Annotated in this window: 13 protein-coding genes (1 of these 13 cut by a window edge); 8 read left to right on the top strand and 5 right to left on the bottom strand. The window is 65.4% G+C overall.

The window, feature by feature from the left end:
- Positions 1–42 precede the first annotated feature (42 nt).
- Positions 43–249: a molybdopterin-binding protein gene (locus SJY41_RS07565; RefSeq protein ID WP_056063255.1), complete on the top strand. Its 207-nt coding sequence runs from the start codon at positions 43–45 to the stop codon at positions 247–249.
- Positions 250–300: 51 nt separating this feature from the next.
- Here the strand turns inward: SJY41_RS07565 and SJY41_RS07560 are convergent, their stop codons facing one another.
- From SJY41_RS07560 to SJY41_RS07550, 3 genes are all read right to left on the bottom strand, one after another.
- Positions 301–2,487: a TonB-dependent receptor gene (locus tag SJY41_RS07560; protein WP_380780471.1), complete on the bottom strand. Its 2,187-nt coding sequence runs from the start codon at positions 2,485–2,487 to the stop codon at positions 301–303.
- A 141-nt stretch (positions 2,488–2,628) separates the two neighbouring features.
- Positions 2,629–5,496 carry a PAS domain-containing protein gene (locus tag SJY41_RS07555; RefSeq protein WP_380780469.1) on the bottom strand — a complete coding sequence of 956 codons (2,868 nt, stop codon included), beginning with the start codon at positions 5,494–5,496 and terminating at the stop codon, positions 2,629–2,631.
- A gap of 147 nt (positions 5,497–5,643) precedes the next feature.
- Positions 5,644–6,438 carry an N-formylglutamate amidohydrolase gene (locus SJY41_RS07550; protein WP_380780468.1) on the bottom strand — a complete coding sequence of 265 codons (795 nt, stop codon included), beginning with the start codon at positions 6,436–6,438 and terminating at the stop codon, positions 5,644–5,646.
- 15 nt (positions 6,439–6,453) lie between these two features.
- Between SJY41_RS07550 and SJY41_RS07545 the strand changes: the two genes are divergently transcribed.
- From SJY41_RS07545 to SJY41_RS07535, 3 genes are all read left to right on the top strand, one after another.
- Positions 6,454–7,368, top strand: coding sequence for a transglutaminase domain-containing protein (locus SJY41_RS07545; RefSeq protein ID WP_380780466.1), 915 nt, complete (start codon positions 6,454–6,456; stop codon positions 7,366–7,368).
- Between the two features lie 14 nt (positions 7,369–7,382).
- On the top strand, positions 7,383–8,198 hold the full coding sequence (locus SJY41_RS07540; protein WP_380780464.1) for a transglutaminase family protein: 816 nt from the start codon (positions 7,383–7,385) through the stop codon (positions 8,196–8,198).
- Between the two features lie 89 nt (positions 8,199–8,287).
- Positions 8,288–8,623, top strand: coding sequence for a hypothetical protein (locus SJY41_RS07535; RefSeq protein WP_380780462.1), 336 nt, complete (start codon positions 8,288–8,290; stop codon positions 8,621–8,623).
- 14 nt (positions 8,624–8,637) lie between these two features.
- Here SJY41_RS07535 and SJY41_RS07530 read toward each other — a convergent pair whose 3' ends face one another.
- Together SJY41_RS07530 and SJY41_RS07525 are read right to left on the bottom strand one after the other, a co-directional pair.
- Positions 8,638–9,375, bottom strand: coding sequence for a Crp/Fnr family transcriptional regulator (locus SJY41_RS07530; RefSeq protein WP_380780460.1), 738 nt, complete (start codon positions 9,373–9,375; stop codon positions 8,638–8,640).
- Positions 9,376–9,524: 149 nt separating this feature from the next.
- Entirely contained in the window at positions 9,525–10,205 is a 681-nt protein-coding gene (locus SJY41_RS07525) for an arylesterase (protein ID WP_380780457.1), read from the bottom strand.
- 138 nt (positions 10,206–10,343) lie between these two features.
- Between SJY41_RS07525 and SJY41_RS07520 the strand changes: the two genes are divergently transcribed.
- From SJY41_RS07520 to SJY41_RS07505, 4 genes are all read left to right on the top strand, one after another.
- On the top strand, positions 10,344–11,018 hold the full coding sequence (locus SJY41_RS07520; RefSeq protein ID WP_380784083.1) for an ABC transporter ATP-binding protein: 675 nt from the start codon (positions 10,344–10,346) through the stop codon (positions 11,016–11,018).
- A complete protein-coding gene (locus tag SJY41_RS07515; RefSeq protein ID WP_380780455.1) occupies positions 11,015–13,513 on the top strand; it encodes an ABC transporter permease in 2,499 nt (832 codons plus the stop codon). Before SJY41_RS07520 ends, SJY41_RS07515 begins: the two co-directional genes overlap by 4 nt.
- Before the next feature lie 160 nt (positions 13,514–13,673).
- On the top strand, positions 13,674–14,822 hold the full coding sequence (locus tag SJY41_RS07510) for a YihY/virulence factor BrkB family protein (RefSeq protein WP_380780454.1): 1,149 nt from the start codon (positions 13,674–13,676) through the stop codon (positions 14,820–14,822).
- Positions 14,822–14,861: the beginning of a reverse transcriptase-like protein gene (locus tag SJY41_RS07505; protein WP_380780452.1), read on the top strand. Its footprint extends 350 nt past the window's final position; 40 of the gene's 390 nt are visible here — the first part of the coding sequence; the start codon lies at positions 14,822–14,824; the stop codon falls past the right edge of the window. Before SJY41_RS07510 ends, SJY41_RS07505 begins: the two co-directional genes overlap by 1 nt.

Below are 14,861 nucleotides of genomic sequence, written 5' to 3'. Positions count from 1 at the left end.
AGGTCGTTGCTAAGCGGTGGCTTTATCAACAGGAGCAAACTCATGAAGATCAGCGCGCGCAATCAGATTTCCGGCACCATCGTCTCGATCACGCCCGGCGCGGTCAACGGTTCGATCAAGGTCGATATCGGCGGCGGCAACGTCGTCACCGCCAACATCACCGAGGAAGCGATCGCCGATCTCGCGCTCGCGACCGGCGACACGGTCACCGTGCTCATCAAGGCCAGCGACGTCCTGATCGGCAAGTAACCGATACCCGCTTCCCCGGTTGGCCGGGGAAGCGGGCGACCCGTGGCCGATTTACAATCCGAAGCGCAGCGTCGCGCGGAAGTCGCGACCGGCAAGCGGCGCGAAATCCTTCAGGAAGCTCGCATGACGGCGGGCGTTCACGTCGAACAGGTTGTTCGCGCTGAGCAGCAGGCTGGTCTTGCTGTCCTTGCCGAACGGGCTGAGGCCGATCGAGGCGTTGACCATCGTATAGTCGCCCGTCGGCGTCTCGAAGGTCGCGATGCGGTTCTGCTCGAACACATGTTCCACCTCGACGCGGCCGTTCACGCGGTCGCCCTGCGCCTCGATTCCGCCCATGACGCGCATCGGGGGGATACGCGGTACGGGGCCCTCGTCGACGATATTGGCATGGACATAGTCGCCCAGCACGTCGGCGTTGATCGCGTAGCCGCCGACTTGCGCGACCTTGACGGACGCGTCCGCCTCGAACCCGTAATAGCGGGCGTCGGCCTGCTGATACTGGAAACACGGCAGGTCGACGACACGGCCCGACGGATCGGCGGCAGTCTGGCATACTGAGGACGCGACCTGGTTTTCCGAAATATAGTTGGAGAACCAGTTGTAATACGCCGATGCGTCGAAGCTGAAGCCGTCGCCATGCGCGTGCAGGGTGCCCTCGAGCCCCCACGACTTCTCTAGCTTGAAGTCGGCGCTGCCCAGTTCATACGCCTGCGTGCCGGCATGGGCACCATTCGCGAACAACTCTTCACCTGAGGGCGCGCGTTCGGTCCGCGACAGGTTCAGCCCGACCCGGACGCCGTCCGTCACGCCGTACGAGGCGCCGAGCGACCCCGACACCGCATCGAAGCTCTTGCTGCCGCGGAAGAACCGCAGATCGTCCTCGGGCGTCCGCGCGGCCAGATCGGTGATCTCGTAGCGTAGTCCGCCTTCTGCACGGAACCGTCCCGACTCATATTGCTGGAGCGTGAAGAGGCCGGTCTGATTGGTCTCGTTCTTCGGCAGGAAGGCTTCGTCGCCCACCACGTTGAAGATCCGGTTGTAGAACTGGACGCCGGACGCGCCCTGCCAGCCGCCGCGATTGGCCTGCACCACTTCGAGCCGCCCTTCGAGACCCTTGTTGTAGAACGCGGTTCCGACCGAATTATCCTCTTCGAGCTCGAAATGGCGATAGCTCGCTTGCCCGACGCGGACGCGGATCTTGCTCAGGACGTCGCCACCGGTATCGATCTCACCCCGCAGGTCGACGCGGTTCTGGACGATGTCGAGCCGCGGTGCTTCCTGCTCCTGCCCGGGCAGCGTCGCGTAGCGGACCGGCACACCGTACAGGCTGTCATAATGGCTGTACGACACGCCGAGGCTGCCATTGTCGGTGATGATCGACGCACCGGCACCGGCGGTCCACGTCTCGGACTGCGTGTTGGGCAGCTTGCCCTTCAGGGATGCCGACGCCGCGTAGTCGATCGGATCCTCGGCGGCGGGGTCGACGGGCAGGGCCGCGGTCGCGAGCGCTTGGGCGCGGGCATCGCGCGACAGGATGTAACCGCCGGTCCGCAGGTCGCCGGACTTCAGGTACGATCCGTCGGCATGCAGCACCAGGTGTTCGCCGACCGCGACGTCGCCGGCCATGCCGCCCGAGCGTTCGTTCGCTGCCGAGCCGTACGTGCCGATCCCGTTCACGCGGTACCCGTCCTTGGGCACGGTCCGCGGGATCCGGGTGTCGATCACGTTGACGACACCACCGACTGCGGACGAGCCGTAGAGCAATGCGCTCGGCCCGCGCAGCACCTCGATGCGCTCTGCGAGCAGCGGGTCGATGATGACGGCATGATCGACGCTGGTGTTCGATACGTCGATCGAGCCGATCCCGTCGGTCAGCACGCGAACGCGGTCGCCCTGAAAACCGCGCAGGATCGGGCGCGACGCGCTCGGGCCGAACGACGTGGCGGACACGCCGGGCTGGCGCGCGAGCGTCTCGCCGATCGTCGGGCGCAACTGCCGCGTCAATTCCTGGCCGGTCAACACCGTCGTACCCTGCAACACGTCGCGCTCGCTGGTCTGCAACGGTGCCGTGACGATGATGTCGCGCTGATTGGCCGAACTGACGGACGGCGTCGTGGTGGGAGGCGTGGCAACTGCCTGCGCAGCATCGTCGGTACCGGCCTGCGGGGCGGCTTGCGCATAAGCCTGCGAGGAAAGGAGCGCGGCCAGGGCTGTGGCGCCGAACAGCATCGTCTTCATGAAATTCCCTTGTGTCGTCCCTGTATGACGCCGCGGGTATATTTGATGATACAACATATCAAGTGACAATCACGCCATGTTGGCGATGCGCGACGTGCTGTTGCCGCATTGCAACATGGATGGGGGCTTGGCTAGCCGATCTTACGCCGAGACGATCAGCTCCTTGATCCGTCCGGCGAGCGCTTCCATCGCGAACGGCTTGGTCATCACGTGCATGCCCGGATCGAGGTGACCGTTGCCGACGACCGCGTTCTCCGCATAGCCGGTGATGAACAGGATCTTCAGCTCGGGTCGCCCGACGCGTGCGGCATCCGCCATCTGGCGTCCGTTCATGCCGCCGGGCAGGCCTACGTCGGTGACCAGCAGATCGACGCGCAGATCGGACTGCAAAAGCTTCAACCCGGAGGCGCCGTCCGCCGCCTCGATCGCCGCGTATCCGAGTTCCTCCAGCACTTCGACCACCAGCATGCGAACGGTGGGTTCGTCGTCGACCACCAGGACTGTCTCGCCGGCCTGCGCACGAGGAGCATCGGACAGTTCGAGGTCCGGCTCGCTCTGTTCCGCAGCGCCGAAATGTCGGGGCAGGTAGACGCAGACGTTGGTGCCTTCGCCGACCTCGGAGTAGATCCGGACCTGTCCCCCCGACTGGCGTGCGAACCCATAGATCATCGACAGGCCGAGACCCGTCCCGAGCCCCAGCGGCTTGGTCGTGAAGAAGGGGTCGAACGCCTTCGCGATCACGTCGGCGGTCATCCCCGTGCCCGTATCGGACACGCACAGCGAGACATATTGCCCGGCATCGAGATCGCGGTCGCGCGCGGTACGGGCGTCGATCCAGCGGTTGGCGGTCTCGATCGTCAGCCGCCCGCCGCCCGGCATCGCGTCGCGCGCGTTGATGCACAGGTTGAGGATCGCGTTCTCGAGCTGGTTCGGATCGACCAGCGTGGCCCACAGGCCGACGGATTCGACCACTTCGACCTCGACTTCCGGCCCGACCGTCCGCCGCACCAGATCCTCGAGTCCGGAGACGAGCCGGTTGATGTCGGTCGCCTTGGGATCGAGCGTCTGCCGCCGCGAGAACGCGAGCAGGCGATGCGTCAGCGCCGCCGCACGTTTTGCCGCCCCTTGCGCGGCCAGCGAATACCGCTCGACATCGTTCAGCCGGCCTTGCGCGATGCGGATCCCGAGCAGTTCCAGGCTGCCGGTAATGCCGGTCAGCAAATTGTTGAAATCATGCGCAATCCCGCCGGTGAGCTGGCCGACCGCCTCCATCTTCTGGCTCTGCCGCAGCGCCTCCTCGGCCGACATCAGTTCGCGCGTCCGGACGGCGACCTGCTCTTCCAGCGTCTCGTTCCAGCGGACGAGTTCGGCGGCCTGCCGGCGGTTGTCGTCGATATCGGTGTTCGTCCCGACCCAGCGCAGGATGGTGCCGTCCGCGCTTCGCACCGGTTCGGCGCGGACGAGGAACCAGCGGTAGTCGCCGGTCGCGCCGAGCACGCGAAACTCGATCGCATAGCGGTCGCCGGTCGCCAGCGAGTGTCGCCACAGCGCGTCGGCCTCGACGACGTCGTCGGGGTGGAGCAGGCCGCCCCAGATCGTCTGTCCGTCCAGCGCGCCGGGTGCGGCGCCGCTATAGGCATAGACCTGCTCGTTGAACCAATAGAGATACCCGTCCGGTCGCGCCGCCCAGATCTGGTTCGGGACCGCTTCGGCGAAGACCCGGAATTGCTCGTCGCTCGCCCGTTGCGCCTCTTCGGCCCGCAGCCGCTCGGTCGCGGCTCGGACCCGCTCGGCAACTTCGCGCATCAGCAGCAGGTCGGCATCGCTCCAGCACCGTGCCGACGCGTGATTGGCATAGAGTAGCGCGACGAAGTCGTCGTGTTCGACCAGCGGCATGTTGACGAACGACCAGGCGCTGATGTCCTTCAGGGCGTCTGCTGTGTCGCGCGTGCGGTCGTCGTGATCGACGTCCGCGATCGCGACGGTTCGGCCGGCCTTCAGATCCTCGATATACGAACCATATGCGCGGAAATGCAGCATGCCGGCCAAGGTCGTCGCGCCCGGCGCGTTCCAGTCGCGTTCGACGCTGATCGTCTCGTTCGTCTTGTCGATGATGCCGTAACCGACCCGACTGACTTCCAGCGCCTGGCCGAGGATCGCCGATGCGGCAAAGGCGATATCTTCGGGATTGGTCAGTTCGCGGATCGCATCGCTGAGCTCGAGCAGCGCACGTTGCCGGCGTTCGGCCTGCTTGCGGTCGGTAATGTCGAAGCTGACACCGGGGAAGCGGAGCGGCCTGCCGTCCGCGCCGAGCCGGCACCGTCCTTGCGCGGCGACCCATCGTGATGCGCCGTCGGACTGAACGAGCCGGTATTCGGCCGCAAAATCGCCGCCGTTGCGCACGGTGTCCTGGATCGCGTCCTGTACCGCGGCGCGGTCGTCCGGATGGATGCCGCCAAAGAACTCGGCGATCGGCGCGCCTTCCAAGCCCAGTTCGATCGGGACTCCGTAGAGGGCGGAAAATCGGGCGTCAGCGGTCACCCGGTCGTTCGGCACGTCCCAGTCCCACGTACCAATCCCGTTGCCGACCGCGAGCGCCTGGCCCAGCTGTTCCTCGCTCGTGCGCGCGGCGGTTGCGGACAGTCGGCGCTCGGACACGTCAGTGAACAGGACCGCGACCTGCCGTGCATCCGCCTTGCCGACGCGGAAGGCATGGACCTCGAACCATCGCCCCATCTGCTCCGACCCCTGGTCGAAACGCGCCGCTTCGCCGGTCGCCGCCACGCGGCCATAGGTCTCGAACCAGAACGCTTCGAGGTCGGGGACCAGTTCGCTCGCGGTCCGTCCCACCGGAGCGGCAAGACCGGTCTGGCCCTCGAACCGCGAATTGACCTCGAGAAACCGGTAGTCGACGGCATCGTTACCGTCGAACAGAACCTCGATGACGCAAAACGCCGCGTCGATCGCGTCGAGCAGTGCCGGATACCGCTCCTCCGCCGAACGTGTCACCGTGGTTAGCGCGTCAATTCGTGTCGTCGGTCGCTGCATCATGTCTCGAACGTCGGAGGGCGCGACCTAACAATACAAGGCCGGCGAGCGAACGCGCCAAACGGGAAGACGATCCCGGCACGGCACCCCGAAAACGCATCGATGCCGTCAGCCGCGCCGTAGCCGGGCCAACGCGGTCGGCAGGACCCGCGCAAGACGGTCCGCCCATGCCGCACACTGGTCGGGCGAACCGAGCAGGTCCTGGCGTATCTCGATTTCCGCATAGGGGCGGGCAGGGTATGCATGGCGCGGGATGGTGTAGTCGATCAGGTCCATCCGATACGGCTCGTTGTCGCCGGTCACGAGGTCCTGCTCCTCGCACAGCACGTCGAGCAGCGCGTGCGCGAACCCGGTATCGCCGCCATCGTGCAGCACGCCGATATGCCAGGGTCGCTCGGCACCCGGCGCGGCGCCGCGCATCGCCGGCGTGAAACTGTGCAATGCCACGATCGTGGTCGCGCTGCCGGCGGCGTCGCGTCTCGCGAGTTCGGCCGCGATCGCCGCGTGATAGGGCTCGTGGATCTCCGCGAACCGGGCCGCGACTTCGGCCGCCGACAACACCGCGTTACCGGGCACCACGGTTCCGTCGCTGATGCTGGCGATCACGTCGTGCTGGCTGGGGCTTCGGTTGCAGTCGATGACCAGCCGCGAATAGGTCTGCCGGACGAATACCGCGTCCAGCCGGTCTGTGAGCAGCGCGCCGAGTTCGCCGACACCGATGTCCCAGCCGATGTGCCGGGCGAGTTCAAGTTCGTCCAGTCCCAGCGATCCCAGCCGCGATGGTACCCTTTTTCCGGCATGATCGCCGATCAGCAGGAACGATGACGAGCCTTTGGGGTTGACCATGGTGACCGGTGCGGCATCTTCGGTCGTTAGCAGCAAATTGCCGTCAGTGCTGTTCATGCGACCGGATCCTCGATGCCATCTCTAACGCTCTCTCATGTAACCCGATACTCCTACCGTCATCCGGTCGCGTTTGGCGAGCATCGGATCATGGTTCGGCCGCGGGAAAGCTACGATCAGCACCTTATCGACGCCCAGTTGACGATCAGCCCCGAGCCGTCCGACGTCCGGTGGCTACAGGACGTGTTCGGCAATTCGGTCGCGATCGCGACGTTCGACAAACGCGCGAAGGAACTCGTCTTCGACAGTCGCGTACGCCTGCTGCACACGCCGGCGGAACTGCAGAACGTCGATATCGAGGATTACGCACGGCTCTATCCGTTCACCTACTCGTCGGAAGAGATGCCCGACCTCCTTCGCTCGATCGAGCGCCAGCATCACGATCCGCTGCGCCAGATCGACACATGGGCGCGGCGCTTCGTCCGTACCGACGGGCCGACCGATACGCTGGCGATGCTGTCCGACATGACCGCGACGATCCGCCGCGAGTTCACTTACGTGCCCCGCCCCGAAAAGGGCACGCAGTCGCCAATGGAGACGCTCGCGATGCGCAAGGGCACCTGTCGCGATTATGCGATGCTGATGATCGAGGCGGTCCGCGCACTCGGCTTCGCCGCGCGGTTCATCTCGGGCTATGTCTACAATCCCAGCAAGCGCGAGCAGCGTACCGGTGGCGGCAACACGCACGCCTGGGTTCGCGTGTACCTTCCCGGCTCCGGATGGGTGGAGTTCGATCCGACCAACGGGATCGTCGGCAACCGCGGACTGGTCCGGGTCGCGGTGGCGCGCGACATATACCAGGCCGTCCCGATCTCCGGCACCTGGAGCGGCTTTCCCGGCAGCTTCCTGGACATGAGTGTCTCGGTCGACATCACCGTCGATGACGAGGGCGACGCTGCGATCCACCACCATTCGACGCAAACGGCTTGAACAGGGGCTCTTCTATGCTGATCCGGACCGGCTACGACATACGTTTCGAAACCGAGGCAGCGACGCCGATGATGGCGATGCTCAGCTTGCACCCGTCCCGGAACAAGGATCTCGTGACGCCGCACCGGATCGTCGCCACGCCCGACGTGCCCACGTACGATTATCTCGACGCGTTCGGCAACGTCTGCACGCGGGTCACCGTACCCAAGGGCGGGCTGACGTTATCGTGCGACTTCACGATCGAGGACAGCGGCATCCCGGATCCGATCACGCCGGACGCGGTCCAGCATGCGGTCGAGGACCTGCCGGATGACATCCTCATCTTCCTGCTGGGCAGCCGCTACTGCGAGACCGACCGGCTGACGGAGACGGCATGGTCGCTGTTCGGTCACGTCCCACCTGGGTGGCAACGCGTCCAGGCGATCGTCGATTTCACGCACGACCATGTCGAGTTCGGCTATCATTACGCACGCCCGACCAAGACTGCCTGGGACGTTCACCAGGAGCGGCAAGGCGTGTGTCGCGACTTTGCGCACCTCGCGATAACCCTGTGCCGATGCATGAACATTCCGGCGCGCTATTGCACCGGCTATCTCGGCGATATCGGCATCCCGCCGGTCGACGCGCCGATGGATTTCTCCGCGTGGTTCGACGTGTATCTGGGGAATGCGTGGCATACGTTCGACGCGCGGCACAACCGCCCACGGATTGGACGGATATTGATGGCGCGGGGTCGCGATGCTACCGATACGGCGCTCACCACGACCTTCGGCCGTGCGCAACTCACCGGGTTCGACGTCCATACCGAGGAGGTCGTCGCAGACGGCTAAACCACGGATTGCGGCAACTTAAGCCTTGTGAGTTATGGCGCGTTCGGCCTAACGGCACCGATCCTCAAACTTATGCTGCGATGCACAACATGACTTCGACACCTGATCCCACCGCGCCGAACAACGCGAACGCCCTGCTTCTCCAGGCGATCGCGCTGCGCAAGTGCATCACCGCCACCTACAACCGGATGGCCTGCACGCTGGCACCGCACATCCTGTACACCAAGCATGACGACGTCTTCGTGGACGCCGTGACGCTGGAGCGGGACGGCCAGCCGCCCAAGGAAATCAAGCTCGGGACGTTCAAGCTTGCTGGACTGAAGGACATCGAGGTCACCGACCGGTCGTTCGTCGCCGATGCGATCTTCAACCCGGGCGACATCAAATACGATCGCGTGACGCTGTTCGTGGTCGATCGCAGCTGACCGGCGTAGGATCCTCAATCGTTCCCGGTCGAGTAGGGTAGCGACGGCAGCCAGTCGGTTGCGATCTCGCCGTACCGATCGGTGAACCCGGTCGTCTCGATCAGCGTCTTTTCATCGACGATCTTCACCCGCCGGCCGTTGCGTTCGATGATGCCGGCACGCTCCAGGCCACGGATCGTCCGGTTGACGTGGACCTTGGTCAGGCCCAGCGCGTCGCCGATGTCGCTCTGCGTGAGCGGCAGGTCGAAGGAGTCGACGACGCCGCCCGCGGTGACCCGCAGCCGCGCCAGGATATCGAGCAACAGGGTCGACAGGCGTTCCGTCGCGCCCATCCGCCCGATCGACGTCAGCCGGTCGCTCATCGCGACGTTCTCAGCCGCGGCGATGGCGTACAACAGCCCCGCGACCCGCGGCTGCGCCTGGAACAACATGCCCAGCTCGGTCTTCGGCACGTCGGTGATCAGGCAGTCCGAGATCGCCGTGAGCGTCGTCGATGCCTGCGACCAGGCGATGCTCGACGTCCCGATCAGATCGCCGGCATAGTGAAAGCGCAGGATCTGACGCCCGCCCGAGTTCAGGCGGACGGACGAATGCATCCACCCCTGCCGGACGATGAACAATGCGTTGCTGGCGCCGCCTTCGGCCATCAGCACGTCGCCGGCCTTCAGGCGACGCTCGCCGCGTTCGATATGTGCAATAGCGGCGCGTTCCCCGTCGCTGAGATCCAGGCTGCGCCCAAGACGCGCGGTCAAGCCACTCAATTGCATAGAAATCCCCTTCCATCACAACACCCTGCACGAGGGTTTTATCCCGCGTTGCCAAATGCTGGGTTCTTCACAAGAGCGCAGTCGACCGTCCACAGGCCTAGCGACTGGGCTTATGCATGTGTCTACGGTCCGCGTCAGTCGGTCTTCCCTATCGCGGTTTCCACCAATGGCGCAACGCGGCCTACGATCTTGTCGACGCCGACGCGGTTGGGATGGACCCGGTCCGCCTGCATCAAGGCGGGATTCCCGATCACGCCTTCGAGGATGAACGGATAGAGCGTCGCCTGATGCGACTTGGCAAGATCGGGCCAGATGCTGTTGAATTTGGAGGTATAATCTTGACCGAGATTGGGGGGTGCCATCATGCCGGTAAGCATGACCGGGATCTTGCGACGTTGCGCCTCGTCGAGCATCGCGGTCATGTTCGCACGTGTCTCGTCGGGCGCGATCTGCCGTAGCACGTCGTTTCCGCCGAGCCCGAGGAGTATCAGGTCCGGCCTGCGCGGCAGGTTGTCGAGTGCGAACGCGAACCGTTGGCGTCCCGCAGCGCTGGTGTCACCGGAAACGCCGGCGTTCACCACCGTCGCGTTGATGCCGTCGCGCCGCAGTCGCGACTGAAGGGCATCGGGCAGGCTGCTGCCGCGATCCAGGCCGTATCCTGCATACAGGCTGTCGCCGAACGCGAGGATCAGTCGCGACGGACCGGCGGGGGCGGGCGCCGCTACGACCGGGGCGACGCTGTTCGCCGTCGGTGCAGGGGAGGGGGCGTCGCTCGCGCGGTCGCAACCGCCGAGCAACGCGGCTTGGAGAAGCACGGCGACGACCCCATAACGTGACCACCGCCCGGTGTTTCGATTCTGCTCCAACGTGAAGATCCCCTGCCTATGCCCGATACCGCGCCAGAGCCCGCCGCGCCGTTGCGCGACACCGTGCCCGAAGCCGTCGCTACCGACATGGTGATCTCGGTGCGGGATGTCACGCTGACACTGGGCGAGGCGACGGCGGCGACGACGATTCTGAAAGGGATCGACCTCGATATCGTGCGCGGGACCAGCGTTGCGCTGCTCGGGCCTTCGGGGTCCGGCAAGTCTTCGTTGATGGCGATCCTGTCGGGGCTCGAACAGGCGAGTGGCGGCCTGGTTCGCGTCGCGGGACTGGATTTCGGGGCGCTGGACGAGGACGATCTGGCGCGTGCGCGGCGTGGCCGGATCGGCATCGTGCTGCAGGCCTTTCATTTGTTGCCGACGATGACCGCGCTCGAGAACGTCGCCGTCCCGATGGAACTGGCGCGGATGCCGGATGCGTTCGCGCGCGCCGAGGCCGAACTCGTCGCGGTCGGCCTTGCGCACCGGGTCGGCCATTATCCGACGCAATTGTCGGGCGGCGAGCAACAGCGCGTGGCGATCGCGCGTGCGCTGGGGCCGCGGCCCGACCTCGTCTTTGCCGACGAACCGACCGGCAACCTCGACGCCGCTACCGGCGCGTCGATCATGGACCTGCTGTTCGATCGCCGGGCGGCGACCGGTGCGACGTTGATCGTCATCACCCACGATCCGGCGCTGGCGGCCCGCTGCGATCGCACCATTGAACTCGCCGACGGCCGCATCGCCACCGACCGTTCCCGATGAGCGACTGGCGGCTGGCATGGCGACTTGCACGACGTGAACTCGATCTCCGCTTCCGTGGACTGCGCCTGCTGCTGGCATGCCTGTTCCTCGGCGTGGGCGCTTTGGCGGCAATCGGCAGCCTGACACACGCGATCGACGACGAACTGACGTCACGGGGAAGCGCGATCCTTGGTGGCGACGTCGAATTCGCTGCGTCTCAGCGTAGCGCGACCTCCGCTGAACGCCGGGCCATGACACGGCTTGGCACGGTGTCCGAGACCATACGGATGCAATCGATGGCCGTGCGCGGCCTGAATTCGGTGCCGATCGAACTGAAGGGCGTCGATACCGCGTATCCTTTGTACGGAGCGCTGACCTTGCGGGGTGGAACCGCTGCCGGACCACTCGATGCGAACACCGTCCTCATCGTTCCAGCGCTGGCGGAGCGGCTCGGTGTCCGCTCCGGGGATGGCATCCGGTTGGGAATTGCGGTCTTCAAGATCGGCGGTATTGTCGAGAGCGAACCGGATCGGCTGGGCGAGGGATTTACGCTCGGCCCGGTGGCGATCGTTTCGCTGCAGGGGATCGCGCGAACCGGCCTTGTCCAGCCGGGCAGCCTGTATGAAAGCAAATACCGCGTACGCTTGCCGGCGGGGGCATCGCCGTCCGCGGCAACCGACCGTTTCAAGGCTGGGTTCGCCACTGGCGGCTGGGAAGCGAAGACGCGCGATCGCGCCGCGCCCGGGGCCGAACGGTTCGTCGACCGGATGGGCCAGTTCCTCGTGCTCGTCGGGCTGTCGGCGCTGGTGATCGCCGGCATCGGCGTCGGCAACGGCGTGTCCTCGTACCTCGCGGCACGTAGGGGCAGTATCGCTGCGCTCAAGGTGCTCGGTGCGACCTCGGGAATTATCGCGCGCATCTACGTTCTCCAGGTTGCGGTGGTCGCCGCGATGGGCGTGGCCGCAGGATTGGTTGCAGGGGTCCTCGCGGTCCCCTTGATCGTCTGGATAGCGGGTGACGTCCTCCCGGTAGCACCGCGGTTCACGATCCAGACCGTGCCACTGTTGCTGGCGGCCGCCTATGGAATGCTGATCGCGCTGGCCTGCACCGCCCCACCGCTGATCGACGCGGGCAATATTCCGGCTGCCGGGCTGTTGCGCGGGGTGCCGGGGGAGCGTCGAGCGCCGTATTCGAAGACTTTGCCATGGGTGGTTGGCGCCGGTGTCACGATCGTCGCGCTGACCCTTGCTACCGCGGAGCAGCCTGGCCTGAGCGCCGGATTTTTAGCCGCAGTCGCTGGCGTACTCGTCATCCTGGCGATGTTTGGGCTCGGTGTTCGGCGAGCCGCCGCACTGTTGCCGCGGTCTTCGCGCCCGTTGCTCCGTTTGGCGGTGGCTGGCCTGCATCGGCCCGGCGCACGAACGGCGACCCTGGTCGTCGCACTGGGTCTCGGCCTCACCTTGTTCGTCCTTTTGGCCGCGATCCGTACCAGCATCGATGCCAATGTCGCGCAAACCGTGCCGAAACGCGCACCCGCCCTGTTCGCGCTCGACGTTCCCCCGGACCGCGAAGGCGACTTCCGACGTACCATCGAGTCAATGGCGACCCGTTCGCTCGTCCGCACCGTGCCGGCGATGCGCGGTACGATCACCGGCTATGCCAAGACGCGCGTCGCCGATCTCAAGACCCTGCCCGAAGGTGCCTGGGCCTTGCGCGGCGAACGCGGGCTTACCTATTCCGCAGTGCTGCCAAAGGGAAGCTCGCTGACCGCCGGCCATTGGTGGCCGCGTTCCTATGCCGGGCCGCCGCTGGTCTCGATCGACGAGCGCCTGGCGAAAGCGCTCGATCTGAAAATCGGCGATCCGCTGAGCTATACCTTGCTCGGTATCGAGCGGACCGCCACGATCGCATCGTTCCGCCGGATCAGTTGGGACACGCTCGGCTTCAATTTCGTGATGGTGTTCTCTCCGAACGCCATCCAGGACGCCCCTCACAATCTGGCCGCGACGATCGACCTCGATCCGGGGCAGGAGGGCAGGGTGATGCGTGCCCTCCTGCCGCGCTTCCCATCGGTCTCGGTCATCGAGGTTCGCGGCGTGCTGGGGCAGGTCCGAATGATCGTGTCGCAAATGGCGGCCGCGATCACGGCCGCGGCATCGGTGGCGATCCTCGCCGGTATCGCGGTTCTGATCGGGGCCATCGCTGCCGCCCGCGAGGCTCGGACCTACGATAGCGTCATCCTTCGCACGCTCGGCGCTACCCGGAGGCAGGTGTTGGCAGTTCAGGCGCTGGAGTATGCGTTCCTGAGCGTCATTCTCTCGGTGGTCGCGCTTCTGCTCGGCTTGAGCGGCGCGTGGTATGTCGTGACGCAAGTCTTCTCCTTCGAATGGCTGCCGGATTATGGGACGGTCGTTGCGACGTTGTTGGCGGGGGCCGGGTTGACGATGGCCATCGGACTGGCGGGGGCGTGGCCGATCCTGAGCACCCGGCCGGCGCGCGCGTTGCGCCAGCTCTGACCCGGCAGTTCCCCGGCGTCCAGGCTCGGCACGTTTCGACGCGCGCGGCGTTAGGGGGATGCGAGGCGGGTTTGCTTCGCCAGAACCGATGCTACCGAGGAGCAAGACACTGGCCGACACTGACGTTCGACTACCGCACGCCGCAACCAGCCCCTGGGGCATGTCGACGGACGAATGGTGGAAAGTTCTGAAACGGACATGGGCGGAAGCCGGCGAGGACAACATAAGTCTCATTGCGGCTGGAACGGCATTCTACGGGTTTGCCGCCATCGTGCCTCTGCTAGCGTCGGTCGTATTGATCTACGGCCTGGTTGCCGATACGGCGACGGTGGTCGCCAATATCCGGGCACTGTTCGGCGTTCTTCCCGATGACGCGGCGCGTCTGATCGGCGATCAGCTCGCCACCGTCGTCGGTACCTCGGAGGGCAAGAAGGGTTTTGGCCTCGTCATCGCGCTCGGCATCGCCTTGTACGGCGGTACCAAAGGCGCGTCGTCGATCGTGACCGCGCTCAACATCGCGTATGAGGAGAAGGAGAAGCGTGGGTTCATCGCGCTGAACGTGCTCGCGTTCGCCATCACCTTCGGCGCGGTGGCCCTGGCGCTGTTCGCAGCGCTGTCGACAGCCGCGTTCGCGTTGCTCGATGGATTGATCCCCCAAGCTCCGGCGATTGTCCTGTTTGCAATACGTCTGGTTAGCTACGTGGTTCTCGCAACGTTGGGGATGAGCGCGGCGGCGTGCTTGTACCGGTTCGGTCCTGACCGTCAGAAGGCGAAATGGGCATGGCTGACGCCTGGTTCGTTGGCGGCGACTCTGATCTGGCTTGCGGCGACGGTCGGGTTTGGGTTCTACGTATCGCGCTTTGGCAATTACGGCGCGACCTATGGATCGCTCAGTGCAGTCGTCGTGTTGCTGACCTGGCTGTGGCTGTCCGCCTATGTCTTCCTGCTAGGCGCTGAACTCAATTCGGAGCTCGAGCATCAGACCAAGGCCGATACGACAACGGGCCCGGCAAAGCCGATGGGCGCGCGGGGCGCCACCGTTGCGGATACCGTCGTTACCGAGGCGCCCAAGACTGATCCTTCAGGTAAAACGCCGGAGCCGGGCGGGACAGCGGCATTGGCGATCGTTCGCCTGAGCGGTGTACATGCAGGACTCCCGGCGACATTGCTGACGATAGGCGGCCTGCGATCTTTAAGACGCGGTTCGACCGTGGCTGGGATCATGCTGGTCAGCGTCGGCGCCGCGTTGGCGTGGCACAAGCGTCCGCCGGTCGATAGTCCCGCGTCGGGCTCGAAGGCAAAGATCTGATGGCCGCTACCCCTCGGACCAAGGTGTTTTTCGACGGCG

It is taken from the genome of Sphingomonas sp. R86520 (assembly GCF_042466285.1).
In the GTDB taxonomy this organism is placed as follows: Bacteria; Pseudomonadota; Alphaproteobacteria; order Sphingomonadales; family Sphingomonadaceae; genus Sphingomonas.
The sequence above is the reverse complement of the archived record's forward strand: the minus strand, read 5'-3'. Positions and strand labels throughout refer to the sequence as shown.

Coding starts and splice junctions, on each gene's coding strand:
- SJY41_RS07565 (WP_056063255.1), top strand. CDS start 43: ATGAAGATCAGCGCGCGCAATCAGATTTCCGGCACCATCGTCTCGATC.
- SJY41_RS07560 (WP_380780471.1), bottom strand. CDS start 2,487: ATGAAGACGATGCTGTTCGGCGCCACAGCCCTGGCCGCGCTCCTTTCC.
- SJY41_RS07550 (WP_380780468.1), bottom strand. CDS start 6,438: ATGAACAGCACTGACGGCAATTTGCTGCTAACGACCGAAGATGCCGCA.
- SJY41_RS07545 (WP_380780466.1), top strand. CDS start 6,454: ATGCCATCTCTAACGCTCTCTCATGTAACCCGATACTCCTACCGTCAT.
- SJY41_RS07540 (WP_380780464.1), top strand. CDS start 7,383: ATGCTGATCCGGACCGGCTACGACATACGTTTCGAAACCGAGGCAGCG.
- SJY41_RS07535 (WP_380780462.1), top strand. CDS start 8,288: ATGACTTCGACACCTGATCCCACCGCGCCGAACAACGCGAACGCCCTG.
- SJY41_RS07520 (WP_380784083.1), top strand. CDS start 10,344: ATGGTGATCTCGGTGCGGGATGTCACGCTGACACTGGGCGAGGCGACG.
- SJY41_RS07515 (WP_380780455.1), top strand. CDS start 11,015: ATGAGCGACTGGCGGCTGGCATGGCGACTTGCACGACGTGAACTCGAT.
- SJY41_RS07510 (WP_380780454.1), top strand. CDS start 13,674: ATGTCGACGGACGAATGGTGGAAAGTTCTGAAACGGACATGGGCGGAA.